This is a genomic window from Streptomyces sp. NBRC 110028, assembly GCF_001417735.1.
GTDB lineage: Bacteria > Actinomycetota > Actinomycetes > Streptomycetales > Streptomycetaceae > Streptomyces.
Genome location: NZ_BBUZ01000037.1, coordinates 55,270 through 81,162, shown reverse-complemented (window position 1 = coordinate 81,162; position 25,893 = coordinate 55,270). Strand labels below are relative to the sequence as shown.

The window sequence follows — 25,893 nt, the reverse complement described above, 5'->3', positions numbered from 1 at the left end:
GGGAGAGCTGCCTGGAGGGGGCTGGTGCGCGCATGGCGGTCTGTCATCCCTGGTTGTCTTGATGGGTGTGCCCGTGCGGTTCGCTCGCCTCGGGGCGTCGCGGACCGCGCCCCTTGGCTCGCTCGCTGAGCTCGATGGCTTCCCGCAGGACCTCGCGGTCGTCGAAGGCGCGAACCACCCCGGCGATCGTCTGGCCCTGCTCATGGCCCTTGCCCGCGACGATCACGGTGTCGCCGGGTTCCGCGCGGGCGACGGCGGCCGCGATGGCGTTCGCCCGGTCCTCCTCGACCAGGACGTCGCCGCGCTCGTGCGCGGGCACCTCGGCGGCGCCCGCGAGCATCGCGGCGAGGATGGCGAGCGGGTCCTCGGAGCGGGGGTTGTCCGAGGTCAGTACGGCCGTGTCGGCGTACCGGGCCACCGCGGAGCCCATCGGCCCGCGCTTGAGCCGGTCGCGGTCGCCGCCACAGCCGAGGACGGCGTGCAGCTTGCCGTCGGTGACCCTGCGCAGGGCGCGCAGCACCGACTCGACGGCGTCGGTCTTGTGGGCGTAGTCGACCACCGCGAGGTACGGCTGGCCCACGTCGATGCGCTCCAGCCGCCCGGGCACACCGGGGACGGCGGCGATGCCGTCCGCGGCCGTCTGCGGGTCGATCCCGGCGACGGCGAGCGCGACGAGGGCGGCGAGCGCGTTGGCGACGTTGAACGGGCCCGCGATCGGGGCGGCGGCCCGCACCGTCTCGCCGTTGGGGCCGATCGCGGTGAAGGTCGAGCCGAACGGGCCGACCTCGACATCCGCGGCGCGCCAGTGGGCGTCGGGGTGGCCCTCGGCGGAGAAGGTGGTGACGGGGACCTCGGACTCCCCGATGAGCCGGCGGCCGTACTCGTCGTCGTAGTTGATCACTCCGGCCCGGCTGCGGGCTTTGGTGAACAGCTGGGCCTTGGCCTGGAAGTAGTCCTCCATCCCCGAATGGAACTCCATGTGCTCCGGGGAGAGGTTGTTGAAGACGGCGATGTCGAAGACGCAGCCGTCGACGCGGCCGAGGACCAGGGCGTGGCTGGAGACCTCCATGACGACCGAGTGGACGTCGCGTTCGCGCATCACCGCGAACAGCGCCTGCAGATCGGTGGCCTCGGGGGTGGTGCGCTCGGACTTGATGCGCTCGTCGCCGATGCGCATCTCCACGGTGCCGATGAGCCCCGTGGGGCCGCCCCCGGCCTGCTCGGCGGCGGCCCGGAGCCCGCCGTCGACGAGGTAGGCGGTGGTGGTCTTGCCGGAGGTGCCGGTGATGCCGATCTGCAGCAGGCCGTGGCCCGGCTCGTCGTAGATGGTGGCGGCCAGCGCGCCCATCCGGGCGCGCGGGTTGTCCACGACCAGGACCGGCAGTCCGGTGGCGGCGGCGCGCTCGGCGCCCTCCGGGTCGGTCAGCACGGCGGCCGCGCCGAGGTCGGCTGCCTGGGCGGCGAAGTCCGCGCCGTGCAGCCGGGCGCCGGACAGCGCCGCGTACACATCGCCCGGGCGCACGGCGCGCGAGTCATGGGTGATCCCGGTGACCGCGGCCTCGGCCGGGACTCCGGAGGCATCGACGCCCAGCTGGTCTGCCAGCTCCGCGAGCGGTACGGGGCGGACCTGGAGAGGGCGGGGCGCTCCCGGGTATTCCACAGAAACGTCCTTCTGAGGGGTTTGGGACTGATCAGCTTGGGGCACGGCGGTGAGCGTACCCGGCTCACCCGCTCCGTCGCGAAATCCGGCGGCGGAGCAGCGGCGCACCGGGCCCTGGTTCCCTGGCTCCGGCGTGATCGTCGTCACGGCTGAACCCGCTCAGCGGCCCGGGCTGTAGCTCACGGGGAGCCGCTTGGGCTGCGCACCCGTGGGCGGGACCTGCAGCGACTTGAGCGCGAACTCCATGACCTTTTTGTAGACCGGACCGCAGACCTGCCCACCGAAATAGCTGCCCCGGGTCGGATTCTGCACCGCGCAGTAGACCGTGAGGCGCGGTTTGTCAGCTGGTGCGAAACCGGCGAAGGAAGCCGTGTATCCGTGATAACGGCCGGTTTTCGGATCCACGCGGTTGGAGGTGCCCGTCTTGCCCGCGACGCGATAGCCGGGGATCTTCGCCTTGCTGCCGGTGCCCTCCTGGTCGTCCACGACCGATTCGAGCATCTCGGCGAGCGTCTTCGCGGTCTTCGCGCTCACCACCCGGTTCTTCTCGGGCGCCGGGGCGGCGGTGAAGTGGCCGCCGGGGCCCCTGGTGCCGCGCACCAGGCTGGGGGCGATGCGCCGGCCGCCGCCTGCAACGGTGGAGTAGACGGAGGCCGCCTGGACGGCGTTGAGCGACAGTCCCTGGCCGAAGGGGATGGTGTACCCCTGCGAGGCGCTCCAGTCCTGCGGTTTGGCCAGGATGCCCGGGGTCTCGCCGGGGAGGCCGAGCCCGGTGGGCTGCCCGATGCCGAACCGCCGCAGATAGCGGTAGAGGATCCGGTTCTTCTGCTTCTCGGTCTTGCCCAGCTGCTCGGTGGCGAGGATGGTGCCGATGTTGCTGGACTTGGCGAGCACCCCGTTGAGCGTGAGGTACCAGGTGGGGTGGTCGATGTCGTCGGCGAAGGCGCGGCCCGCGCGCGGCAGCCGGTTCGGGACCTCCACCTGGGTGTCCCAGCGGGCGGCGCCCTCCTGCAGTACGGCGGCCATCGACATCAGCTTGCTGACGCTGCCCGGTTCGTACGCGTCGGAGACCGCGGCGTTGCCGAGGGTGTCGCCGTCCGCGGCGGAGATGTCGTTGGGATCGAAGCCGGGGGCGTTGGCCATGGCCAGCAGCTGTCCGGTGCGGGTGTCCTGCACGACGACGTAGCCGCGGTCCGCCCGTGACCGCTTCACCTGGTCGGAGATGGCGCTCTGGGCGGCCCACTGGATGTCGCGGTCGATCGTCAGCTCGACGTCGCTGCCGGGCACCGCGGGCTTCTCGCTGAGGTCGCCGGTGGGCACCTGGTGGCCGCCGGACTGGGCGTAGACGCGCTTGCCGTCCTTGCCCGCGAGCTTGTTGTTCAGGAGTTGCTCGATCCCCGCCGCGCCGCGCCCGTCGGCGCCCACGAAGCCCAGGATCCCGGCGGCGAGGTCGCCGCCGGGGTAGACCCGCTTGCTGTGCGACTCCCGGTTGACCCCGGCCAGGACGTTGGTGCCCTTGCCCTTGCTCGCGCTGTCGTCCAGGGCGTTCTTCAGGTCCTTGATCTGGTTCCAGACCTGCGGGGTCTGCTGCCGGGCCAGCACGGCGTACTGCGACTTCGGGTTGTCGGTGAGCTTCTTCTCCAGGTCCGCCTCGTTCTTGCCGAGGATCGGCGCGAGGAGGGCGGCCGCCTGCCGGGGCGCGTCCTTGATCTTGGCGTTGCGCGGGGTGAGCAGGTCGGGGGCGGCTGTGATGTCGTACGCGTCCACGGTGGTGGCCAGGTTGACGCCGTCGCGGTCGGTGATGGACCCGCGCTCCGCGGACAGCTTCACCGGGATGTAGCGGTTGACGTTGGCCTTGGCGGCGTACGCGGAGGCGTCCACGGCCTGCACCTGGAGCAGCCGGACGACGAAGACCAGCATGACGAGGGTGAGGCCGAGGCCGATCAGCCGCAGCCGGGGGCGCGGGCTGCCCAGCCGCAGTTGCGCCTGGGCGCCACCGGGGCGCCCGCCGCGCTGCGCGCCGGGGCGCGGGCCGCGCCCCGAGGGGCGGCGCTGCGCCCCCTGGCGCGGGCGGCGGTCACGGTCGCCGCGCGGTGCCGCCGGGCCGGGCACCCGCCGGCGGGGGTCCTGGGGTCGCGTCACCGTGTCACCTGCCAGGGGCCGGGGTGGTCGGGCCGCCGGCGCCGGCCGCCGGGGCCAGGGGGCCCGCCGACGGCACCGCGGCCGGGGCCGGTGCGGGCGACGGGGTGGAGGCCGCCGGGGTGGGATCCAGCACGAGCGGGGGCAGCGGGCCGGGGGCGTGCGCCACCGAGGGCTGCCCGGTGGCGGGGGCGGGTACCCCGGCCACGGTCCCGTCCGGGTTGAGGAAGGCCGGGCTGCCGCCGGGCACCATGCCCAGCTCCCGGGCGCGCTGCTCCAGCGCACCGGGGGCGGAGAGCTGGTCGACCTCCTGCTGGAGCGACTGGCGCTCGTCGCTCAGCTCGCCGGTCTGCTTCTCCAGGTTGCTCAGCTCGAACGAGCCCTGGTTGAGGGAGGAGTTCAGCAGCAGCAGCGCGATCAGGCCGGAGCCGAGCAGGACGACGACGAGCAGCACGAAGGGCGCGCGCCGGGCCGTGACCGCCCCCGGCGCCGCCCCTTTCGCCAGCCTCTTGGGTCTGGCCTGCCCTTTGGCCCCGGCCCCGCTCACAGGGCGTCCTCGCGGATGCGCTCCGCTCCGCGGAAACGGGCCGGGGCGGCGCGGCGGTTCTCGGCGATCTCCTCCTCGGTGGGCAGCTCGGCGCCGCGGGTGAGCAGCTTGAGCCGGGGCTGATAGCGCTCCGGGACGACCGGCAGACCGGGTGGCGCGGTGTTGGCGGCACCGGCCGCCAACACGCGCTTGACCAGCCGGTCCTCCAGCGAGTGGTACGACAGCACGGCGATCCGCCCGCCCACCGCGAGCGCCGCCACGGCCGCCGGAACGGCCCGCTCCAGGACGGCCAGCTCGCCGTTGACCTCGATGCGCAGCGCCTGGAAGGTGCGCTTGGCGGGGTTGCCGCCGGTGCGCTTGGCGGCCTGCGGCAGGGCCTCGCGGATCAGCTCGACGAGCCGGGCGCTGTTGCTGAACGGCTCCTTCTCGCGCTCCCTGACCACCGCGTCCACGATCTTCTTGGCGAACTTCTCCTCGCCGTACGTCCGCAGGATGCGCACCAGGTCGCCCGGCGGATAGGTGTTCAGCACCTCGGCGGCGCCGATGCCCGTCGTCTGGTCCATCCGCATGTCCAGCGGGGCGTCCTGCGCGTAGGCGAAGCCTCGCTCGGCCTCGTCCAGTTGCATGGAGGAGACGCCGAGGTCGAACAGGACGCCCTGGACGCGCGGCACGCCGAGCCGGTCCAGGACCTCGGGCAGCTCGTCGTAGACGGCGTGCACCAGGGTCGCCCGGTCGCCGTAGGGGGCCAGGCGCTCACCGGCCAGCCGGAGCGCGTCGGGGTCGCGGTCGAGGGCGATGAGCCGGGCCGCGGGGAAGCTGCGCAGCAGCGCCTCGCTGTGCCCTCCGAGGCCGAGCGTGCAGTCGACCACCACCGCGCCGGGTTCGGCGAGGGCGGGGGCCAGCATGTCCAGGCAGCGCTGAAGCATGACGGGAACGTGGAGAGCGTTGCTGCTCATTGCGCTGCTCGTGCGCCCTTCTGAGGGTCGGGCGTGGCGGGTACGCACCGCCGGGTCCCCACCCGCTCGAAGGGGAAGCGGCCGACTGGCGCCGGGGAAGTGACGTCAGGCGGCCGGAGCGGGAGGAGGCCGAGGGGTACGTACGCACCGCGCTCACGCGAAAATTCCGGGGTCCAAGGGGAGCGTCACGCCTCCCACTTCGCGCCACTTTAGTCCACTCGTCCCCTCGGTCAACCAACCGGCCAGCGCGCCCCGCCGACGGAGTGGACCGGAGCGGAATGGTTCCGTCCGAGGGCGGTGGGAAGGGGCGCGCGGAGGTGTGGAGTGGCTCACAATCACTCCTTCGGAGCACCCGATGCCCTCGTTTGCGCAACCTAAAGAAAAGACAAAATCAGCTGGTGGGATTAGGGTCGTAGCCATGTCGATATCTGCGTCGCAGCCGTTGCCCCAGTCCTCCGACAGCGCCGCCGGCACCGCCGGCTCGGTCACCGACCGGCTCGTCGAGGCCAACCGCCAGTACGCCGCCAGCTTCACCGACCCCGGTATGGACGCGCGCCCCGTGCAGCACGTCGCCATCGTCGCCTGCATGGACGCACGTCTCGATCTGCACGAGGCGCTCGGCCTGGAGCTGGGCGACTGCCACACCATCCGCAACGCGGGCGGCGTGGTCACCGACGACATCATCCGCTCCCTGACCATCAGCCAGCGCGCGCTGGGCACCCGCAGCGTCGTGCTGATCCACCACACCGGCTGCGGTCTGCTGAACCTCACCGAGGACTTCCGGCACGAGCTGGAGGAGGAAGTGGGTCAGCGGCCGTCGTGGGCGGTCGAGAGCTTCAAGGACCTGGACGCCGACGTACGCCAGTCGATCGAGCGGGTGCGCACCTCGCCGTTCCTGCTCCACCGCGACGACGTGCGGGGTTTCGTCTTCGATGTGACGACCGGTCTGCTGCGTGAGGTCGAGCCGCGCGGCTGAGTGGGATTTTCCGCCACTCACTCGTACAAGCATGACAAATAACCCCGGGTTATCCACAGCCGAGTGACGCGAGACGGCGAAGACCGCAAGAATGCGTAGATGACATCGTCCCCCGCAACCCGCGGGGGCCGGTGCCAGCGTTTGCGGTGGGCCGGTCCGTCCTTGGTGGGCAGTCGGCCCTGAGAACGGGCCGAGGAGGGCCGGGTGACGACCTATGACGAACGAGCGAGCCTCAGCGATCTGACCACCACAGCGGAGCGGGTCCGCCGGTCGGTGGAGGGTGTGATCGAGGGCAAGCCCGAGGTCGTACGGCTTTCGCTGACCGTACTGCTCGCCGAGGGACATCTGCTGATCGAGGATGTCCCGGGCGTGGGCAAGACCATGCTCGCCAAGGCACTCGCGCGATCCATCGACTGCTCGGTGCGCCGTATCCAGTTCACCCCCGACCTGCTGCCGTCGGACATCACCGGGGTGAGCATCTACGACCAGCAGCGCAAGGAGTTCGAGTTCAAGCCGGGCGCGATCTTCGCCCAGATCGTCATCGGCGACGAGATCAACCGCGCCTCGCCCAAGACCCAGTCCGCGCTCCTTGAATCGATGGAAGAGCGCCAGGTCACCATCGACGGCAAGAGCTACGAACTGCCCGGGCCCTTCATGGTGGTGGCCACCCAGAACCCCATCGAGATGGAGGGCACCTATCCGCTGCCCGAGGCGCAGCGCGACCGCTTCATGGCGCGCGTCTCCATCGGCTACCCCAGCCCGCAGGCGGAGCTGGAGATGCTGGACGTGCACGGCGGGGTCTCCCCGCTGGACGACATGCAGCCGGTCGCGCACGCCCACGAGATCGTCAAGCTGGTCGAGGCGGTGCGCTCGGTGCACGTCGCCGAGGCCATCCGGCGGTATGCGGTGGACCTGGTGTCCGCCACCCGCAACCACCCCGACCTGCGGCTCGGCGCCTCGCCCCGGGCCACCCTGCATCTGCTGCGGGCCGCCAAGGCGGCGGCCGCGCTGGCCGGGCGGGACTTCGCCCTCCCCGACGATGTGCAGTCGCTCGCCGTCCCCGTGCTGGCCCACCGGCTGCTGCCCACCGCCCAGGCCCAGCTGAACCGGCGCACCTCGGAGCAGGTCGTCGGGGACATCCTGCAGCGCACCCCGGTGCCCACCTCCTCGCAGCGGACCGGCGGACACCTGCCTCCGGTGCCGCCCATGCCCCCGGTCGACTACGGGCAGCAGCCGGGCGCACGGAGGTTGTGATGACCACAGGGGGGACGGGCGCGGTCCCCGGGAGCGCCGCGGGCGAGGAGGACCGGGGCACGATCCGGGCGGCGCTCGCCGGGCTGACCACCCGCGGCCGCTCCTTCCTGGCCGCCGGGGTCGCCGCCGCGGTGTGCAGCTATGTGCTGGGCCAGGCCGACCTGCTGCGGGTGGGGCTGCTGCTGGCGGCACTGCCCCTGGTGTGCGTGGCCGTCGTCCACCGCACCCGGTACCAGGTGGCGGGCAGCCGCCGGCTCGCGCCCGCGCGGGTCCCGGCGGGCTCCGAGGCCCGGGTGCACCTGCGCATGGACAACGTCTCGCGGCTGCCCACCGGGCTGCTCATGCTCCAGGACCGGGTGCCGTATGTGCTGGGGCCGCGCCCCCGCTTCGTCCTGGACCGGGTGGAGCCGGGCGGCCGCCGCGAGGTGTCCTACCGGGTCCGCTCCGATCTGCGCGGCCGCTATCCCCTGGGCCCGCTGCAGCTGCGGCTGGGCGACCCGTTCGGGATGTGCGAGCTGACCCGCGCCTTCAGCGCGTACGACACGCTCACCGTGGTGCCCCAGGTCGAGCCGCTGCCCGCGATACCGCTGACCGGCGAGGCCGCGGGGTACGGGGACGGGCGGCACCGCTCGCTGGCCCTGGCCGGTGAGGACGATGTGATCCCGCGCGGCTATCGCCACGGCGACGACCTGCGCCGGGTGCACTGGCGGTCCACCGCGCGCTACGGGGAGCTGATGGTGCGCCGGGAGGAGCAGCCGCGGCGTGCCCACTGCACGGTGCTGCTGGACACCCGGGGCTGCGCCTACGAGGGCGCGGGGCCCGACTCGCCCTTCGAGTGGGCGGTGTGCGGCGCTGCCTCGGCCGCGGTGCACCTGCTGGAGCGCGGCTACGCGGTCCGGCTGCTGACCGACACCGGAAGTTCGGTGCCCGGCCCGGACGGCGGAGGCGGATTCGCCGGTTCCACGCATGACTCGGCGGAGACGGCCGGGCTGATGCTGGACACCCTCGCGGTGGTGGACCACTCCGACGAGGACGGGCTCTCCCTCGCGTACGACGTGCTGGGCGGCGGGGGCGAGGGCCTGCTGGTGGCCTTCCTGGGCGACCTGGACGAGGCGCAGGCGGCGCTCGTCGGGCGGATGCGGCACCGCTCCACTGCGGCGGTGGCGTTCGTCATGGACGGCCCGGCCTGGTCACGGGGGATGGAGCCCACCGACCCGCGACAGCTGGAGGACGGGCTGCGGCGGCTGCGCGAAGCGGGGTGGACGGCGCTGCCGGTCGCCCCGGGCGCCTCGATGGCGGAGCTGTGGCGGCAGGCCGACGGGCAGGGCGCCATCCGGGCCGACGCCGGGCGTGGGGGCGTCGGCGGCATGACAGGGAGCTGGGGATGAGTGGGAGCGTTCGGCTGGCCGTCTGCGCGGCGCTGGCCACGGCCACGGCCGCGTGCGCGCTGCTGCCGCTGGTGAATCCGGCCGGCTGGCTGCTGCAGGCCGTCCTGCTGCTGGCGGTCCAGAGCACGGCGGGCGTGGCCGCCCGCCGGGTGCCGCTGGCCCGTCCGCTGACGGTGGCGGTGCAGGGCGTGGTGATGACGCTGCTGCTCACGGTCGTCTTCACGTCCGGGCAGGCGTTCGCCGGGGTGCTGCCGAGCCCGCAGGCCCTCCATGAGTTCGGGCTGCTGCTACGCGAGGGCACCAGCGACGTCGGACAGTACGCGACCCCGGCGCCGGTCACCGACGGCATCCGGCTGCTGCTGGTCGGCGGGGTGCTGCTGATAGGGCTGGCGGTCGACGCGCTCGCGGTGACGTACCGCAGCGCGGCCCCGGCCGGGCTGCCGCTGCTGGCGCTGTACTCGGTCGCGGCGGGCCTGTCGGACGACGGAAGCGACTGGCTGTGGTTCCTGGTGGCCGCGGCCGGCTATCTGCTGCTGCTCCTGGCCGAGGGCCGGGACCGGCTCTCCCAGTGGGGCCGCGTCTTCAGCGGCGGGGCCCCGCGTGCGCCCGGTATGCCGCCCTCGGGCCTGGCCGGGACCGGGGGCGGGCCCGCGTCCGCGCCGGTCCGGGCAGCGGGCCACCGCATCGGCGTGCTGGCCCTGGGCATCGCGGTCGCGGTGCCCGCGGTGCTGCCGTCGCTGAACGGCGGGCTGCTGGACCGGCAGGGCAGCGGCGGCGGGCCGGGCGGCGGGGGCGGCACCATCTCGGCGGTGAATCCGCTGGTGTCGCTGCAGGACAGCCTGAACCAGCCGGAGAACCGGGAGGTGCTGCGGTACCGCACCTCCTCGCAGACCACCCAGGACATGTATCTGCGGATCGTGGCGCTCGACAAGTTCGACGGCGCCGCGTGGAAGTCCTCGGAGCGGCATGTCACCGATGTGCCGAGCCGGCTGCCGTCGCCGACGGGCCTCGGCCCCGCGGTCCGGACCACCTCCGTGGACACATCCATCTCGGCCGCCGAGTGGTACGCGCAGAACTGGCTGCCGCTCCCCTACCCGGCCGACAAGGTGCAGATCGACGGGCGCTGGCGGTACGAACCCGAGGGCCGCACGCTCGTCGGCGACCGCGGCCAGACCACCCGGGGCGCCCGCTACCGGGTCACCAGCCTGCTGGTCGAGCCGACCGCCGACCAGCTGGCCGGCGCCCCGCCACCGCCGCCGCGGCTGCAGCGCGAGTACACCGAGGTGCCGGATTCGCTGCCGCCCGTGGTCGCCCGGACCGCGCGCGAGGTGACCGCGGGCGCGTCCAACGCGTACCAGAAGGCGGTCAAGCTCCAGGACTGGTTCGCGGTGAACGGGGGCTTCCGGTACGACACCCAGGTGCAGTCCGGCAGCGGTTCGACCGCCATCGCGAAGTTCCTGAAGCAGAAGGCGGGCTTCTGCGTCCACTTCTCCTTCTCCATGGCGGCGATGGCCCGGACGCTGGGCATCCCGGCGCGGGTGGCCGTCGGGTTCACCCCCGGCACCTCGCAGGCGGACGGCTCGGTGTCGGTCGGGCTCAAGGACGCCCACGCCTGGCCCGAGCTGTACTTCGAGGGGGTCGGCTGGACCCGCTTCGAGCCCACCCCGAGCCGTGGCACCCAGCCCGACTACACGATGGAGCAGACCCCGTCGGGCGAGGTTCCGGACGAACCGACGGCCGATCCGAGCACCAGCTCCGAGCCGACGGCCGCGCCGTCCGCCTCGGACAGCTGCGCGCCGGAGCTGCGGAAGCAGGGCGCCTGCGAGGCCGCCGCGGCCCAGCAGCCCGGCGACGGCGCCTCGGGCGGTGGCTTGTCGGTGATCACGGTCACCAGCTGGACGTCGCTGGCGGTGCTGCTGCTCGGAGTGCCACTGCTGCCCATGCTGTGGCGGCGGCGGGTCCGGGCCCGCCGACTGGACGGCTCCGGCGGGCGCACCGAGCAGGACGCCACCGACCGGATCCTGGCCGCCTGGCACGAACTGGTCGATTCGGCCTGGGACTTCGGCGTCATGCCGGACGACTCGCAGACCTCCCGCAAGGCCGTGGCCCGCATCGCGCGGCTCACCGAGCTGGACGACGAGGCGAGCCAGGCGGCGCATCGGGTGGCCGCCGCCGTGGAGCAGATGCTGTACGCGCCACGGCCACGGCCGGTCCCCGGCGTCGCCGACGATGTGCGGCGGGTCCTGGCCGGTCTCCGGGCCGGGGCCGGGCGCCGGGAGCGGCTGCGGGCGCTGCTGGCCCCGCGCTCGGCGGTCCAGCTGGTGTGGGCGGCCTCGCGGCGCTGGTCCACGCTGACCGAGCGGTGGGGAGCCCCGCGGTGGGCCCGATGGGCGGCCCAGCTCCGAGGGCCCCGCGGCGAGCGGGGCTGAGCCGGTCCCACGAGCGGTCCCTCTGCGGCCTCCCGGACCCGGGGGGCCGCAGAGGGACCGCTCGGCCGCGGGCTGCGCGCCGCGGGCTGCGGGGCGGACCGGTGCCCCGGTGCGGGGACGGTCGGTGCGGTATACGGCCCGGGACATGAGTGAGGGGCGAATCGCCGGTGGCGATTCGCCCCTCACTCATGAGTTCTCAGCCGGTGGGCCCGCTGCGGCCGGGGCCCCCGGGGGTCAGATCAGTGACCCTGCTCGTCGCGGCGGCGCTGCCACCGCTCCTCGATGCGGTCCATCATGGAGCGGCGCTGGCGGCCCTGACGACGGGGTGGCCCGGCCCCGCCTCCCGCCCGCTGCGCCTCGCCCGGCTTGGGCGCCTTGCGCCAGCCCGTCACGGCGAGCACCGCACATCCCAGCATGATGAGGAAGCCCACCACGCTGATCCAGATCTGCGGAACGATCACTCCGACCATCAGGAGCGCGATGCCGACCAGAAATCCCGCGACCGCCTGGTAGACCCGTCGCCGGGTGTACGTGCGCAGGCCGCTTCCCTCAAGCGTTGTCGCGAACTTGGGATCTTCGGCGTACAACGCTCGCTCCATTTGCTCGAGCATGCGCTGCTCGTGCTCCGAGAGCGGCACGGAGTCCTCCTACTCGTCGGTCGCGGGGGGCGACCGGGGTGCGACCCTTTCAGGATAGGCAGGGAATCGCCCCCGTGAAACCCGCCCCTCAGCGCCAATTCGCCCACCGTTAGGTGTGTGACGAAACTTGGCGCTGAGACGTCCATTCCCCTCCCGCCGATTCGCCATGCCGGACGGTGTACCCCGATCATACGGGGCCGGACGGCCGCGCGGGTGCCCTGTGGCCTACTCCACCTGCGCCGTCCGTCACGCGACGGGGACGGAACGAGGGGCGGAACGAGGGGCGGAACGGGGCGCGGATCGAGGCGGGGTCGGACGGGGCCGTCAGTCGCGCTCGGCGAGGACGTGCAGCTGGGTGGCGACCGAGTGGAAGGCGGGCAGCTCGGCGGCGGCCTCCTCCAGCCGCAGCAGCGCGTCGAGGGCGCCGGGCTCGGTGTCGACCAGCACTCCGGGCACCAGATCGGCGAAGACCCGTACACCGTGCACCGCGGCGATCTCCAGCCCGGCCGCGGCGACCAGCTCGGACAGCTGGTCGGCGGTGAAGCGGCGCGGCACGGGGTCGCCGTCGCCCCAGCGCCCCTCCGGGCTGGTCAGCGCTTGCCGGGCCTCGGTGAAGTGTCCGGCCAGGGCGCGGGCCAGCACAGCGCCGCCCAGCCCCGCGGCGAGCACGCTGAGGGTCCCGGCCGGGCGCAGCGCGTCCGCCGCGTTCCGCAGACCCTCGGCGGGGTCGTCCATGTACTCCAGCACGCCGTGGCACAGGACCACGTCGTGGCCTCCGCGCTCGACCACGTCGAACAGGCCGTGGGCATCGCCCTGGACGCCGCGCACCCGGTCGGCGACCCCGGCCTCGGCGGCCCGCCGCTCCAGCGCGAACAGCGCGTTGGGGCTGGGGTCGACGACCGTGACGCGGTGGCCCAGCCGGGCGACCGGCACGGCGAAGTTCCCGCTGCCGCCTCCGGTGTCGAGCACGTCGAGCGCCCCGTGCGCCCCGTGCGCCCCGTGCTCGGCCCCCTCGGCCGCCCCCGGCTCCCGGCCCGCGGCCTTGGCCCGCCGTTCCAGGGCGTCTTTCAGGACCTCCCACACCACGGCGGTACGGAGGGACGCACGGGGGCGCTGCGGGTCTGACACGGCGGGTGGCTCCTCGGCGCGGTGCCGCCGCCGCACGGGGCGGCGACGACGGGTTACTGACGTCGATCCCAGCCTATTGCCTCCGGAGCCCGGGCCGGTCCGGTGGTGGTTTCAGCGGCCCGGCCCGCCGTCCGCCGAGGGGGGCTGCCGGGGCAGCGCGGGCTGGAGCACCAGCATCCGCTCGACCAGCCGCAGGAACATGGCGGCGGCGCGCAGCAGATCGTCCGCGTCCCGGCAGGTGGCGGCGCCCGCTATACCCGCCTCGGCGCGGGCCCGGCGCTCGGCGCCGGAGGCGAACAGCGCGCTCCACTCGGTCAGTTCGGGGGCGACCTCCGGGAGCACGTCCCAGGTGCTGCGGATGCGGGCACGGCGGCGGGCCGTGGTCTCGGGGCGGCCCCGCGCGGCGAGCACGGCGGCCGCCGTGCGCAGGGCCGCCAGATGCGCGGTGGCGAACCGCTCGTTCGCGGTTTCCAGCACGGCGGCCTCCTCCAACCCCTGGTGGGCCTGGGTCAGCAGGTCGAGTGCGGCGGGCGGGGCCGCGGAGCGGCGCAGAACGGGGTGGACATCGCTCGCGGGGCCAGTCGACGAAGGGGCAGGGATAGGGGCAGGGGCGGCGGCACGGTGCCGGCGCTCTGCGGCGGTACTGGCCATGACGAACCTCCTGTCGTCGCGTGGCGGCCGGGCCGAATGACACAGCGACCGCCGTATGGGCCCATCGTGGGGCACACCACTGACAATCGGTCCTGACCTGCGTCTTCCGACTCTCACGCCACCCGGTGCGGATACCCGTTCACTGATCCCGCATACTGAATTGCACTGACTGGTCAGTTTAAAAAATTGATGATTCACACAGGGAGTGGTTCATGTGACGGGCACCCCGGACGGGGGCGCCGGAGCGGCGGTGACGGCCGGCGGACTCGGCGTCAAGGGCTCACACGGCTGGGCGTATCGCGATGTCGCCCTCACCGCGGACCCCGGAGCACTGATCGCGGTCGAGGGCCCCTCGGGCTCCGGCCGCACCTGTCTGCTGCTCACCCTCACCGGCCGCATGCGCCCCACCACCGGGGAGGCCGCCGTCGGCGGTTTCCGGGTTCCCCGGCAGATGCGCCATATACGTCGCATCAGCGCGCTCGCCCATGTGCCGGGCGTCACCGAACTCGACCCGGCGCTGACGGTCGCCGAGCACCTGCGCGAGCGGGCCCTGCTCCAGCGCCGGTTCGGGGACTCGCCGCGCGGGCTGCTGCGGCCGCGACGGGAGCGCGCGACCGCCTCCCGGGCCGCGATCGAGGCGGCCCTCGCGGCGGCGGGGCTCGACCCGGAGGCGCTGCCCAAGGGGGCGCGTACGGCCGTACGGGACCTGGAGCGGCTGGAGGCGCTGCGGCTTTCGGTGGCGCTCGCGCTGATCTCCCGGCCGCGTCTGCTGGCCGTGGACGACACCGACCTGAAGCTCTCGGACGCCGAGCGCGAGCGCGCCTGGACGCTGCTGCGGGAGATCGCGGAGAGCGGCATCACGGTCCTCGCGGTGTGCAGCCAGGCCCCGGAGGGCGCCGTGGTGGTCCCGACCGCCGCAGACGCCCGGACCGGCACCCCGGACACCACCCAGGACGACGAGGAGGGGGCGGCGGATGCGCTCGCCGAAACTGGCCGCGCTTGAGCTGAAGCGGTTCGGCAGGGGGAAGCTGCCCCGGGCGGCGCTCGCCGCCCTGCTCCTGCTGCCCCTGCTGTACGGCGCGCTCTATCTGTGGTCCTTCTGGGACCCGTACGGCAAGCTCGACAAGATCCCGGTCGCGCTCGTCAACTCCGACAGCGGCGCCACCGTGAAGGGCAAGCACCTCACCGCGGGCGACGACCTCACCGACCGGCTGCTCGACAGCGGCAAGAGCTTCGACTGGCACCGCACCAGCGCCGCCGAGGCGCGCACGGGCGTGGAGAACGGCACGTACTACCTGTCGCTCACCGTGCCCGAGGACTTCAGCAAGCGGATCGCCTCCAGCTCCGGCGCGAGCCCGGAGACGGGCGCCCTGAAAGTGCGCACCAACGACGCCAACAACTACATCGTCGGCCAGATCTCCCGCAGCGTGTTCTCCGAGGTGCGCGCCGCGGCCTCCGCCAAGGCGTCCCGGGGCTTCTACGACAACATCTTCGTCTCCTTCGCGGACATCCACGGCCGGACCGAGAAGGCCGCCGAGGGCGCCGACCGGCTCGGCCAGGGCATCGGCAAGGCCAGGAGGGCCGCCGGTGACCTCGCCAAGGGCCTGGGCACGGCGAAGAAGGGCAGCCACGGCCTGGCGTCCGGGCTGGGCAAGCTCGACAAGGGCGCCGGAACGCTGGACACGGGCGCGGGCGGGGTCGCCGACGGCACCCAGACCCTGGCCGACACGGTGAACGGCGTATCGGCAAAGGCCGGTCCGTTCCTCAAGAAGCACGGCAAGGAGATCGGCGACGTCGCCCGGCTGGTCGCGGACGCCTCCCAGCGGGCGTCCGACCACTTGGACGATCTTCCCGACGAGGCCGCCACGGCCGCCACCGACGCCCGTCAGGCGTCCGACGACCTCGCCGCCGACTACCGGACCCGCTGCGAGGGGCCGGTGACCACCACCCCCGACTGCCCGGCGCTGAAGAAGGCGGTGGGCGCGGCCGACCGCGCCGCCGACGTGGCCGAGGACGTCAACAAGCTGGTCAAGGACAACACCGGGCGACTCGACACCCTCGCAACCGATCTGAACGACCTGCACGACAAGGCGCGGCTGCTCGCCGACAAGGCCCCGCACCTGGGCACCGACCTCGACTCCGCCGTCAAGAAGGTGAACGCCCTCAACTCCGGTGCGCACAAGGTCGCCAAGGGCGCGGGCAAGCTCCACAGCGGCCTGACCACCGCCCACGGCGCGGCGTCCACCCTCGACAGCGGCATCGGGAAGCTGCGCTCCGGGTCGACGTCCCTGAAGGGCGGGCTGGTCAAGCTGGCCGACGGCTCCGGCACGCTCGCCGGTGGGCTGCACGACGGCGCCGGGAAGATCCCCGCGTACGACAAGCACGACCGGGACGCCCGTACGGGGGTGATGGCGGACCCCGTCCAGCTCGCCGGCCAGGCGCTGCACAAGGCGCCCAACTACGGCACCGGTTTCGCCCCGTACTTCATCCCGCTGTCCCTGTGGGTCGGCGCGATGGTGGCCTACATGCTGATCCCGCCGCTCAACGCCCGGGCGGTCGCCGCCGGGGCCTCCTCCTGGCGCGTCGCGCTCGCCGGATGGCTGCCGGTCGCCGCGATCGGCGCGCTGCAGACGGCGGCCCTGATGGCGGTGCTGCACTGGGCGGTGGGGCTGCAGATGGTGCGGGCCGCGGGCACGATCGGTTTCCTGATGCTGGTGGCGGCCTGCTTCGCGGCGATCGTGCAGTGGCTGAACGCCCGCTTCGGACCGGCCGGGCGGATCCTCGTACTGGCGCTGCTGATGCTCCAGCTGACCTCGGCGGGCGGCACCTATCCGGTGCAGACCAGCCCCCGGTTCTTCAACGCCATCCACCCGTTCCTGCCGATGAGCTACGTCGTGGACGGGCTGCGGCGGCTGATCACGGGCGGCGGACTCGGCCCGGTGTGGGTCGCGTGCGGGGTGCTGCTCGGCTTCGGCGCGGCCGCGCTCGCGCTCACCGCGTGGTCGGCGCGGCGCATGCAGGTATGGTCGGTCGACCGGCTGCACCCGGAGCTGTCCCTGTGAGGGGCGCGTCCGTGAAGGCCGGGTCCGTGAGCGACCGGGTCCCGTGCGGACCGGGTCCATGAGCGACCGGGCCTGTGAGCGCCCTGTGAGCGGGACCACTCCGGCAGCGGGCAGAATCGGCGCCATGGACAGCAGCACGCGCCGCCAGGGCACCCGGCAGAAACTCTTCGAGGCAGCGGTCACCCTCATCGCCGAACAGGGCTTCTCCTCCACCACCGTGGACGAGATCGCCGAGCGGGCGGGGGTGGCCAAGGGCACCGTGTACTACAACTTCGCGTCGAAGACCGTGCTCTTCGAGGAGTTGCTGCGGCACGGCGTCGACCTGCTGACCGCCTCGCTGCAGAACGCCGCCGACGAGAACGCCGAGCGCGGCGGCAGCCATGTGGACGCGCTGGACGCCATGGTCCGGGCCGGGCTGCACTTCATCTCCCGCTATCCGGCCCTGACCCAGCTGTACGTGGCCGAGCTGTGGCGCACCAACCGGGTCTGGCAGTCGACGCTGATGATGGTCAGGCAGCAGGCCATAGCGGTGATCGAGACCGAGCTGCGGGCCGGGGTGGCGGCGCGGGAGCTGAGCGACGACATCGACATCCCGCTGACCGCCTCGGCGCTGTTCGGGATGGTGCTGGTGGCCGCGCTCGACTGGCAGTCCTACCAGCCGGAGCGGTCGCTGGACGATGTCCACGCCGCCCTGTCGCGGCTGTTGCAGGGCCGGGTGGGCGGAGCCCTGGCCAAGGGGGCGCCGGCCCCGGGCTGACGCCGCCGTCGCGTAAGCCGCCCGACGGTCGCCCGCACGCAACAGAAGGCGCTGTTCCGGAGCGGTTCGACCCCCATCGACCCGCCTCGGAACAGCGCCTCCCCCCGTACTTCCCCCGTACTTTCCCCCGTGTTTCCCCCGTGAGAGCCCCCGGGGCGAATTCCCCGGCGGCTCCCCCGTCCGGAAGGGCCACCGTGCCGTACCGCCGCCCCGTGTCGGCGGTCAGGTCCGCGCCCCTTCCGTGTGCTCCACTCTCTCGTCCACGGGGGTGGCCGCCCATCCGCGCGCCTACTCATCTCGGCGACTAGGTACGGGTACTCAGTCCGCGCGCACCTGCCCAGCGTTCGCCTGGGGACGAGCGCGGGGCTGTCGGTGGGGCCGGATAAAGTCACTGGCATGGCACGGATTGCGGTGATCGGCGCCGGGATGGGCGCCATGGCGGCTGCCGCCCGGCTGGCCGTCGCGGGCCACCGGGTGGTGGTGTACGAGCGCGGCCGGACCCACGGCGGCGCGGTGGGGCTGTTCGAGCGGGACGGCTTCCGGTTCGACACGGGCCCGGGGCTGCTGCGGCTGCCCGCCGTCTACCGGGACCTGTTCGTGAAGACCGGCAAGGAGACCCTGGAGCAGACCGTCCGGCTCACCCAGGTCGACCCGGCGGCGCGGCATCTCTTCGCCGACGGCACGGACGTCCTGCTGCCCAACGCCTCGCGCGCCGGGGTGCTCCGGGCGCTGGACGGCGCCTTCGGCCCGGGCGCGGGCGAGCGCTGGAGCGCTCTGGTCAACCGGGCGCGCGAGGCGTGGGACGCCACCCGCAGACCGCTGCTGGAGGAGCCGCTGCGCGCCGACTGGCAGGCGCTGGGCGGCGATCCGTATCCGGCCGCCCCGGTGCGGCGTGGCTGGTTCGGCGGGCTCTTCGCGCGCGGCGGCGGCCGTCCGGGGGCGCCCACCCTGGCCGAGGTGGCGCGGCGTGAGCTGGTGGACCCGCGGGCCGTCGCCTTCCTGGAGAGCCATGCCCTCGCGCACGGCCTGGACCCGCGCACCGCCCCCGCGAGCGCCACCGTGCTGCCCTATCTGGAGCAGACCTTCGGCACCTGGTACGTCGGCGGCGGGATGCGGGCGCTCGCCGACGCGCTGTACGAGCGCTGCGGCAAGCGGAAGGTGGAGTTCTGCTTCGAGGCCGAGGTCACCGGCATCGTCGAGAAGGACGGCCGGGCGGCGGGCGTCCAGCTGGCCGACGGCACGGTCGCCGAGGCGGACGTGGTGGTCGCGGGCATCGACCCGGCGCTGCTGCCCGCCCTGCTGGGCGGGCAGGAGCCCTGGCGGGAGGGCGAGGACGTGACGCCCGGGCGGGGGCCCGGCAGCGGTCCGCCCGGTCGGCTCAGCGTCTTCCTGGCGCTGCGCGGCGGCCGCCCCGACGACGCGGTGCACCGGACCGTGGTGCACACCCCGGACCGCGCGGCGGAGCTGACCGCCGTCTTCGGCGAAACCGAGGGCAAGGGCAGCGGCGATCGCGATGGCCTGCGCGCGCCCTCCGCTCACCCCACCGTCACCGTCCTGCGCCCGGACGATCCCGCGACCCGCCCCGACGACGGCCACGAGGCCGTCACTCTCAGCGCGGTCGTCGCCCCGCACGGACCGGTCGACTGGACCGGCGCGGAGGCCGCCGGGCAGACCGCGGACCGGCTGATCACGGCCGCCGAGGCGGCCATACCGGGGCTGCGGGACCGGATCCTGTGGCGCGAGGTCCGCACCCCCCGTCACATCGCCGCCGACACCGGCGTCGCGGGCGGCTCCGTGCCGGGCCCGGCGCTGGCCGGTGCCGGGGGCCGGTATCTGCATCCCGCCAACCTCACCCGGCTCCCGGGCCTCCATCTGGCGGGCGGCTGGTCCCATCCGGGCGGCGGGCTGGCCCACGCCGGAATGTCGGGGGCGCTGGTGGCGGGTCTGATCGTCGAGGGCCAGGACTGGCGCGGCTCACAGTAGTGCGCCGCGCTCCCCGGTCCGCGCCCCGTCAGAAGCGGTACTAGAAGCGGTACTGCTCGTCGTGTCCCTGCTGGAAGCCCTGCCGCTGGTAGGGGTACGGCGGCTGGTCCTGCTGGCCGGGCGGGGCGTCGCCCTCGCGCTGCTGCGGGACCCAGGAGCCGCCCGGCTCCATCGCGTCGGCGCCCGGGGGGTACTGCTGCGGGGAGCCGTACGAGGCGTCCGCCGCGTAGTGGTCGCCGCCGTACCCACCGGCGGCGTACGGGTCCTGCTGGTAGCCCGCGTACGGGTCGGGGTACTGGGCCTGCCCGTAGGGCTGCTGCTGGCCATAGGACTGCTGGTCGTGGGAAGCGGCGTACGGGTCCTGCTGGTAGCCCGCGTACGCCTGGTCCTGGTAGCCGTACTGCCCGGCGTCCGCGTACACATCCTGGCCCTGGCCGTAGCCCACGTCGCCGTAGCCCTGGCCCTGGTCCTGACCCTGCCCCTGAGCGCCCTGGCCGTCCTGCGCGCCGTACCCGGCGTACGTCTCGTACGCGCTGTAGCCGGCGTTCGGGTCGGCGTAGGCGCCGGAGGCGGGGGTGAACGGGGACGGCTCCTCGTAGACGCCGTATTCGCTGGTGTCGTCCGGCAGCGGCTCCGGCCGGTAGGTGGGCGGCTCGGACCGGGAGACCTGGACGTCCTCCAGGTCCGAGACCTGGAGCACCGGCTCGGGCTCCGGATCGTCCGGCCCCGGACCGGGCCCGCGCTCGCGCCCGCGGCCCAGCCCCGGCAGCCCGGGTACGCCGTCCAGCGCCCAGCCCCTTTCGAAGCCGCGGCGGAAGGAGAGCGTGACGTAGGTCTGGCCGATCGCGAAGGCGATCGCGCCGATCGCGATCACCACCACCGAGGGGATCAGCACCCCGACGACGACGCCCAGAAAGCCGGCGAAGGCCAGCAGCCGCCAGCGCAGCCGCGCCTTGTACTGCAGGAGTACCTCTCCCAACAGCCACAGCGCCACGACGCCGAAAGCGATGTAGAGGACCGTCCAGCCCATGCCCGCCCCTCTCAGTGCGGCTGCCCCTCGGCGGCCGTCATCAGGACCGCTGGTGCAGTCCCAGATTCTTGTAGATTTCCAGCGTCGCCGTGGAGTGGTTCAGGGTAATGAAGTGCAGCCCGGGGATCTCCTCGGCCATCAACCGCGCGCACAGCTCTGTCGCGTAGTCGATCCCGATCGAGCGTACAGCCGCCGCGTCGTCCTTGACCGCCAGGATGCGCTCGGCCAGCTCCGGCGGGAAGGCGGCGTTGCTGAGCTGCGCGAACCGCTCGATCTGCCTGACGTTCGTGACCGGCATGATCTCAGGGATGATCGGTGTCGTACAGCCCGAGGCCGCGACCCGGTCGCGCAGCCGCAGATAGTCCTCCGGGTAGAAGAACATCTGGGTGATCGCGAAGTCGGCGCCCGCGCGGCACTTGTCGACGAAGTGACGGATGTCGGTGTCCCAGTCCGTCGAGCGCGGGTGCATCTCGGGGAAGGCGGCGACGCCGACGCAGAAGTCTCCCGACTCCTTGATCAGGCGGACCAGCTCGGCGGCGTAGGTGATGCCGTCGGGGTGCCTGACCCAGTCCCCCATCGGGTCGCCGGGCGGGTCGCCGCGCAGGGCGAGCATGTTGCGGATCCCGGCCCCGGCGTACTGGCCGATGATGTTGCGCAGCTGGGCGAGGGAGTGGTTGACCGCGGTCAGATGGGCGACCGGGGTGAGGGTGGTTTCGGTCGCGATGCGCTCGGTGGCGCGGACGGTGCCCTCGCGGGAGGAGCCTCCGGCGCCGTACGTCACGGAGACGAAGGTCGGTGAGACGGCCTCCAGTCGGCGGATGGCGTTCCACAGCGTGTTCTCGCCCCTGTCCGTTTTCGGGGCGAAGAATTCGAAGGAATACGACTGCTCGCCGGACGCGAGCAGATCACGCACGGTAAGGGCTCGATCAGTCCTGGTGGAAGCGGTGCCTAGGGCCATACCGGAAGGTTAGCCAGCCGGGTGGCCGTCGCCCACCCGGCGACGTGATTATGGGGGCTTTGCCGGGATCCTGTCCGCAATGCGGACAGAGACTCATCGAGCCGGGCTCAACTCCGACACCTACGGGACATCTGCCGCTCGGACGCGCTTCGCCAGCGCTTCCGTGGCCGCCGCCGGGTCCGCGGCCTCGGTGATGGCCCGCACCACGACGACCCGGCGCGCTCCCGCCTCCAGCACCTCGTCCAGGTTCGACGCGTCGATGCCGCCGATCGCGAACCAGGGCCGGTCCGGGCGCCGCGCGGCCGCGTGACGGACCAGGGAGAGGCCGGGGGCGTGGCGGCCCGGCTTGGTGGGGGTGGGCCAGCAGGGGCCGGTGCAGAAGTAGTCCACGCCGGGCTCGGCGAGGGCCGCGTCCACCTCGGCCTCCGCGTGCGTGGAGCGGCCGATCAGCGGGCCGTCCCCGATGATGGCGCGGGCCGCCGGGACCGGCAGATCGCCCTGGCCCAGGTGGAGCACGTCGGCACCGGAGGCGTGGGCGACGTCCGCCCGGTCGTTGACGGCGAGCAGCTTCCCGTGGCGGCGGCAGGCGTCGGCGAAGACGGCGAGGTGGTCCAGCTCCTCGGCGGCCTCCATGCCCTTGTCCCGCAGCTGGACGATGTCCACCCCGGCCGCCAGCACGGCGTCCAGGAACTCCGGCAGGTCGCCCTGGCGCTTGCGCGCGTCGGTGCACAGGTAGAGGCGGGCGTCGGCCAACTGCTCACGTGCGGTCATGGGTGGCTTTCCCCCCGGGTCGTGCGGCGTACGGGCCGGGGCGCCGCCGGGGACGGCGGCCGTGCGGCCCGTACGCCTGGTGGTTCGGAGACGGTGCGGGAACCTCAAGGGTCCAGGACCCCGGTGGTTCAGGGAACGGCGGGCGGCGTCAGACGGCGAGCGCCTGCGCGCGCCGCTTCACTTCCGTGCCGCGATTCTCGCGCAGCGCCTGGGCCGGGGTGCCCGGCAGGCTCGGGTCGGGGGTGAAGAGCCACTCCAGCATCTCCTCGTCGCTGAAGCCGTCGTCCTTGAGGAGGGTCAGGGTGCCCACGAGGCCCTTGACGACCTTCCCGTCACCGACGAAGTCCTCGGGCACCTGCAGCACCCGGTTCTCGCCACGGCGCACCGCGATCAGCTGGCCCTCCTTGACCAGCTGCCTCACACGGGTCACCTCGACGCCCAGCCGGTCGGCGACGTCGGGGAGAGTGAGCCAGGCGGGGACGAGAGCATCGATCTTTGCGTCAATCTCGGTCACAGAACAAGCCTGCCATCTGGGACTGACAGTGGGTAGCCGGGCGTCCGCCGCGCGGGCCGCGGGGTGCGGGGCCCGCCGAACCCGGCACCCCCGCCCCAGGGCACCGGTGGGTCACAGAACGGCCGACTTCAGCGGCACCGACGGATCCGTGGCCCGGGTCCGGTCCAGCCGGGCGCCGCGTTCGATCAGCTTGCGTCCCTGGGCCAGATCGCGCGGACGGCCGACGGCCAGCAGGGCGACCAGGACCCCGTCCCGCAGCCAGCACACCGACCAGGCGGCGCCGTCCGGGTCACCCCGCCAGACCAGTTCGTCGGCGTCCGAGTGGTGTCCGGCGTACTGCACGAACCGCCCGAACTGCTCGGACCAGAAGTACGGCACCGGGTCGTAGACCTGGCCGGGGAAGTGCGCGGTGCGGCTGCCCACCACGTTGGCGGCGACCGTCCGCGGCCCCTGGAGCGCGTTGTCCCAGTGGTGGACCAGCAGCCGGGTCCCGTAGCGGGCGGAGGGGAAGGACGCGCAGTCGCCGACGGCGTACACGTCGGGCGCCGAGGTGCGCAGCCCCTCGTCGGCGGCGACGGACCGGTCCTCGGCGAGTTCCACGCCCGAACCGGCCAGCCAGCCGGTCGCGGGCCGGGCGCCGATGCCGACGACCACCGCACCGGCCCGCAGCCGGGTGCCGTCGCCGAGCCGCAGGCCGTTCCGGTCGAGCGCGGTCACCCGCGCGCCGGTGACCAGGGTGGCGCCGTAGTCCGCGTACCAGCCGGTCATATGGGCGGCGACCTCCGCCGGGAGGGCGCCGACCAGCGGCCGGTCCGCGGCCTCCACGACCGTCACCGCGCAGCCCGCCTCGCGGGCCGCGGTCGCGAACTCCGCGCCGATCCAGCCCGCCCCGACCACCACGATCTCGCCCTGTCCGGCGAGCACCGGTCGCAGCCGCTCGGCGTCGTCCAGGGTGCGCAGGAGGTGGACGCCCGGCACGTCCTCGCTGCCGGGCAGGGCGATCGGCTCGGCGCCGGTGGCGATCACCAGGACGTCGTACGGGATCGGGCCCGATCCGGTCCCCACCGTCCGCCCGCCGGTGTCCAGCCCGGTCACCGGGACGCCGAGGCGCAGCTCGATGCCGAGCGCGGCGAAGTCCACGTCGAACGCGGACCCCTCGGCCTTGCCGAGCAGCACGGCCTTGGACAGCGGCGGCCGGTCGTACGGCTGATGGGGCTCGGCGCCCAGCAGCAGGATCTCCCCGGTCCAGCCCTGCTCCCGCAGCGCGACCGCGGTCTGCACCCCCGCCATGCCCGCGCCGACGATCACCACCCGCTGTCCGCCGCCACCCGCCGAGGACGCCATCGTCTTCGTCGTCTCATCGCTCACACGATCACTGTATTGCGGCAGGTGGGGCGGACCGCAGAGCGCACGACGAGATCTCGGGCACAGCCCGGCCGGCCGGACGGCCGTCGCGAAGGGGCCGCGGCGCCCGGTGCCCGGCCCCGCCCGGGGCTCTCCCTTCCGGGCGATTCGGGGCGCGTACTAGGGTGGCGGGACAGAGCACTCGCGGGAGCCCGGGCGCACCGGGCTGAGAGGGAGGCTGGCGCGGCCTCCGACCGTACGAACCTGATCCGGGTCATGCCGGCGAAGGGAGGGGGCGACAGCCCATGCACACGCCACCGCACACAGCGCGCGAGGCGCCCACCGGTGACGCGCCGTACGACGTCCTCGTCGTCGGCGGCGGCATCATCGGCCTGGTCACGGCCTGGCGGGCGGCCCAGCGGGGCTTGCGCACCGCCGTGGCCGACCCGGCGCCCGGCGGCGGGGCCGCCCAGGTCGCGGCCGGGATGCTGGCGGCCGTCACCGAGCTGCACTACGGCGAGCAGACCCTGCTCGGGCTGAATCTGGCCTCGGCGCGCCGCTATCCGTCCTTCGTGGCGGAGCTGGAGGAGGCGAGCGGCCACGACCTGGCTTTTCGCACCTGCGGCACGCTCTCGGTCGCGCTCGACGCGGACGACCGCGCGCATCTGCGGGAGCTGCACGCCTTCCAGCGGCGGCTCGGGCTGGACGCGCAGTGGCTGACCGGGCGCGAATGCCGGCGCCTGGAGCCGATGCTCGCGCCGGGTGTGCGCGGGGGCCTGCGCGTCGACGGCGACCACCAGGTCGACCCGCGGCGGCTGGCGGCCGCGCTGCTGACGGCGTGCGAGCGCGCCGGGGTGACCCTCCACCGCGCCCGCGCGGAGCGGCTGGCGCTGGACGGCGACCGGGCCGCCGGGGCCGAGCTGGCCGGCGGTACCCGGCTGGCCGCCGGGCAGACCGTGCTGGCCGCGGGCAGCCTCAGCGGGCGCCTCCCGGGCGTCCCCGAGGAGGTCCTGCCGCCCGTGCGCCCCGTCAAGGGCCAGGTGCTGCGGCTGTCGGTGCCCGGCCCGTACGCGCCCTTCCTGTCCCGGACCGTGCGGGCCGTGGTGCGCGGCGGGCACGTCTACCTCGTCCCGCGCGAGAACGGCGAGCTGGTCGTCGGCGCGACCACGGAGGAGCTGGGCTGGGACACCACGGTCACCGCGGGCGGGGTGTACGAGCTGCTGCGCGACGCGCACGAGCTGGTGCCCGGCATCACCGAGCTGCCGCTCGTCGAGACCCGCGCCGGGCTGCGCCCCGGCTCCCCCGACAACGCCCCGCTGCTCGGCCCGACCGCGCTGCCGGGCCTCCAGCTGGCCACCGGCCACTACCGCAACGGCGTCCTGCTCACCCCGATCACCGGCGATGTCATGGCCGAGGCGCTGACCGGCGGCGAACTCCCGCCCGACGCACGGCCGTTCTCCCCGCGCCGCTTCACGCGCCACCCCGCAGCAGTACAGGAGCACACCGCATGACCGTCACCGTGAACGGCGAGCCCCGCGAGCTGCCCGACGGCACCACCCTCGACGGGGTCGTCGCGACCCTCACCCAGGCGCCCTCGGGCGTCGCCGCGGCCGTCAACGAGACGGTCGTCCCGCGCGGCCAGTGGCCCACGACCCCGCTCGGCGACGGCGACCGCGTCGAGGTCCTCACCGCGGTCCAAGGAGGCTGA

At 73.7% G+C, this 25,893-nt stretch carries 22 protein-coding genes and 1 riboswitch; of the genes, 10 read left to right on the top strand and 12 right to left on the bottom strand.

Annotated features, from left to right (window positions below):
- Positions 1-43: 43 nt before the first annotated feature.
- From ASC60_RS29735 to rsmH, 4 genes are read right to left on the bottom strand one after another with little or no spacing between them, the layout of a single operon-like run.
- Entirely contained in the window at positions 44-1,807 is a 1,764-nt protein-coding gene (locus ASC60_RS29735; protein WP_079038708.1) for a UDP-N-acetylmuramoyl-L-alanyl-D-glutamate--2,6-diaminopimelate ligase, read from the bottom strand.
- 12 nt (positions 1,808-1,819) lie between these two features.
- The gene (locus ASC60_RS29730; protein ID WP_079038707.1) at positions 1,820-3,802 is read right to left on the bottom strand and encodes a penicillin-binding protein 2; all 1,983 of its coding nucleotides are present in this window, start codon (positions 3,800-3,802) and stop codon (positions 1,820-1,822) included.
- A 4-nt stretch (positions 3,803-3,806) separates the two neighbouring features.
- On the bottom strand, positions 3,807-4,346 hold the full coding sequence (locus tag ASC60_RS29725; RefSeq protein WP_107097194.1) for a septum formation initiator family protein: 540 nt from the start codon (positions 4,344-4,346) through the stop codon (positions 3,807-3,809).
- Positions 4,343-5,302, bottom strand: coding sequence for a 16S rRNA (cytosine(1402)-N(4))-methyltransferase RsmH (gene rsmH, locus ASC60_RS29720; protein ID WP_055556324.1), 960 nt, complete (start codon positions 5,300-5,302; stop codon positions 4,343-4,345). Before rsmH ends, ASC60_RS29725 begins: the two co-directional genes overlap by 4 nt.
- A 418-nt stretch (positions 5,303-5,720) precedes the next feature.
- Between rsmH and ASC60_RS29715 the strand changes: the two genes are divergently transcribed.
- From ASC60_RS29715 to ASC60_RS29700, 4 genes are all read left to right on the top strand, one after another.
- Complete coding sequence (locus ASC60_RS29715) at positions 5,721-6,278, top strand: carbonic anhydrase (protein WP_055556322.1); 558 nt, start codon at positions 5,721-5,723, stop codon at positions 6,276-6,278.
- A gap of 204 nt (positions 6,279-6,482) precedes the next feature.
- A complete protein-coding gene (locus ASC60_RS29710) occupies positions 6,483-7,532 on the top strand; it encodes a MoxR family ATPase (protein WP_055556320.1) in 1,050 nt (349 codons plus the stop codon).
- Positions 7,532-8,920, top strand: a complete 1,389-nt coding sequence (locus ASC60_RS29705; protein ID WP_055556318.1) for a DUF58 domain-containing protein — start codon at positions 7,532-7,534, stop codon at positions 8,918-8,920. Before ASC60_RS29710 ends, ASC60_RS29705 begins: the two co-directional genes overlap by 1 nt.
- Entirely contained in the window at positions 8,917-11,349 is a 2,433-nt protein-coding gene (locus ASC60_RS29700) for a DUF3488 and transglutaminase-like domain-containing protein (RefSeq protein ID WP_055556316.1), read from the top strand. Before ASC60_RS29705 ends, ASC60_RS29700 begins: the two co-directional genes overlap by 4 nt.
- 239 nt (positions 11,350-11,588) lie before the next feature.
- Here the strand turns inward: ASC60_RS29700 and ASC60_RS29695 are convergent, their stop codons facing one another.
- The 3 genes from ASC60_RS29695 to ASC60_RS29685 form a co-directional block, all read right to left on the bottom strand.
- On the bottom strand, positions 11,589-11,987 hold the full coding sequence (locus tag ASC60_RS29695) for a DUF3040 domain-containing protein (protein ID WP_055556314.1): 399 nt from the start codon (positions 11,985-11,987) through the stop codon (positions 11,589-11,591).
- A 324-nt stretch (positions 11,988-12,311) separates the two neighbouring features.
- Positions 12,312-13,115, bottom strand: coding sequence for a methyltransferase (locus ASC60_RS29690; RefSeq protein WP_055556312.1), 804 nt, complete (start codon positions 13,113-13,115; stop codon positions 12,312-12,314).
- A gap of 111 nt (positions 13,116-13,226) precedes the next feature.
- The gene (locus ASC60_RS29685; RefSeq protein WP_055556311.1) at positions 13,227-13,766 is read right to left on the bottom strand and encodes an SAV_6107 family HEPN domain-containing protein; all 540 of its coding nucleotides are present in this window, start codon (positions 13,764-13,766) and stop codon (positions 13,227-13,229) included.
- A gap of 205 nt (positions 13,767-13,971) precedes the next feature.
- On the opposite strand from ASC60_RS29685, the gene ASC60_RS29680 reads away from it, so the two are divergent.
- The 4 genes from ASC60_RS29680 to ASC60_RS29665 all read left to right on the top strand — a co-directional run bounded on the left by ASC60_RS29680 (position 13,972) and on the right by ASC60_RS29665 (position 19,568).
- The gene (locus ASC60_RS29680) at positions 13,972-14,769 is read left to right on the top strand and encodes an ATP-binding cassette domain-containing protein (RefSeq protein ID WP_063787232.1); all 798 of its coding nucleotides are present in this window, start codon (positions 13,972-13,974) and stop codon (positions 14,767-14,769) included.
- Complete coding sequence (locus ASC60_RS29675) at positions 14,741-16,828, top strand: YhgE/Pip family protein (protein ID WP_055556306.1); 2,088 nt, start codon at positions 14,741-14,743, stop codon at positions 16,826-16,828. Before ASC60_RS29680 ends, ASC60_RS29675 begins: the two co-directional genes overlap by 29 nt.
- A 124-nt stretch (positions 16,829-16,952) precedes the next feature.
- A complete protein-coding gene (locus ASC60_RS29670) occupies positions 16,953-17,585 on the top strand; it encodes a TetR/AcrR family transcriptional regulator (RefSeq protein WP_055556304.1) in 633 nt (210 codons plus the stop codon).
- A gap of 396 nt (positions 17,586-17,981) precedes the next feature.
- A complete protein-coding gene (locus tag ASC60_RS29665) occupies positions 17,982-19,568 on the top strand; it encodes an NAD(P)/FAD-dependent oxidoreductase (protein WP_199831080.1) in 1,587 nt (528 codons plus the stop codon).
- A 40-nt stretch (positions 19,569-19,608) separates the two neighbouring features.
- On the opposite strand, the gene ASC60_RS29660 is transcribed toward ASC60_RS29665, so the two are convergent.
- From ASC60_RS29660 to ASC60_RS29640, 5 genes are all read right to left on the bottom strand, one after another.
- Complete coding sequence (locus ASC60_RS29660; protein WP_055556301.1) at positions 19,609-20,598, bottom strand: hypothetical protein; 990 nt, start codon at positions 20,596-20,598, stop codon at positions 19,609-19,611.
- A gap of 40 nt (positions 20,599-20,638) precedes the next feature.
- A complete protein-coding gene (gene metF, locus ASC60_RS29655; protein ID WP_055556299.1) occupies positions 20,639-21,556 on the bottom strand; it encodes a methylenetetrahydrofolate reductase [NAD(P)H] in 918 nt (305 codons plus the stop codon).
- Between the two features lie 120 nt (positions 21,557-21,676).
- The gene (gene thiE / locus ASC60_RS29650) at positions 21,677-22,327 is read right to left on the bottom strand and encodes a thiamine phosphate synthase (protein ID WP_055556298.1); all 651 of its coding nucleotides are present in this window, start codon (positions 22,325-22,327) and stop codon (positions 21,677-21,679) included.
- Positions 22,328-22,475: 148 nt separating this feature from the next.
- Positions 22,476-22,841, bottom strand: a complete 366-nt coding sequence (locus tag ASC60_RS29645; RefSeq protein ID WP_055556296.1) for an Rv2175c family DNA-binding protein — start codon at positions 22,839-22,841, stop codon at positions 22,476-22,478.
- A gap of 111 nt (positions 22,842-22,952) precedes the next feature.
- Positions 22,953-24,185 carry an NAD(P)/FAD-dependent oxidoreductase gene (locus tag ASC60_RS29640; RefSeq protein WP_055556294.1) on the bottom strand — a complete coding sequence of 411 codons (1,233 nt, stop codon included), beginning with the start codon at positions 24,183-24,185 and terminating at the stop codon, positions 22,953-22,955.
- Between the two features lie 194 nt (positions 24,186-24,379).
- Positions 24,380-24,493, top strand: a riboswitch (TPP riboswitch).
- Between ASC60_RS29640 and thiO the strand changes: the two genes are divergently transcribed.
- Together thiO and thiS are read left to right on the top strand one after the other, a co-directional pair.
- The gene (thiO, locus tag ASC60_RS29635) at positions 24,491-25,696 is read left to right on the top strand and encodes a glycine oxidase ThiO (RefSeq protein ID WP_055556292.1); all 1,206 of its coding nucleotides are present in this window, start codon (positions 24,491-24,493) and stop codon (positions 25,694-25,696) included. (Overlaps the previous riboswitch by 3 nt.)
- Positions 25,693-25,893, top strand: a complete 201-nt coding sequence (gene thiS / locus ASC60_RS29630; RefSeq protein ID WP_055556290.1) for a sulfur carrier protein ThiS — start codon at positions 25,693-25,695, stop codon at positions 25,891-25,893. The genes thiO and thiS overlap by 4 nt, the downstream gene beginning before the upstream one ends.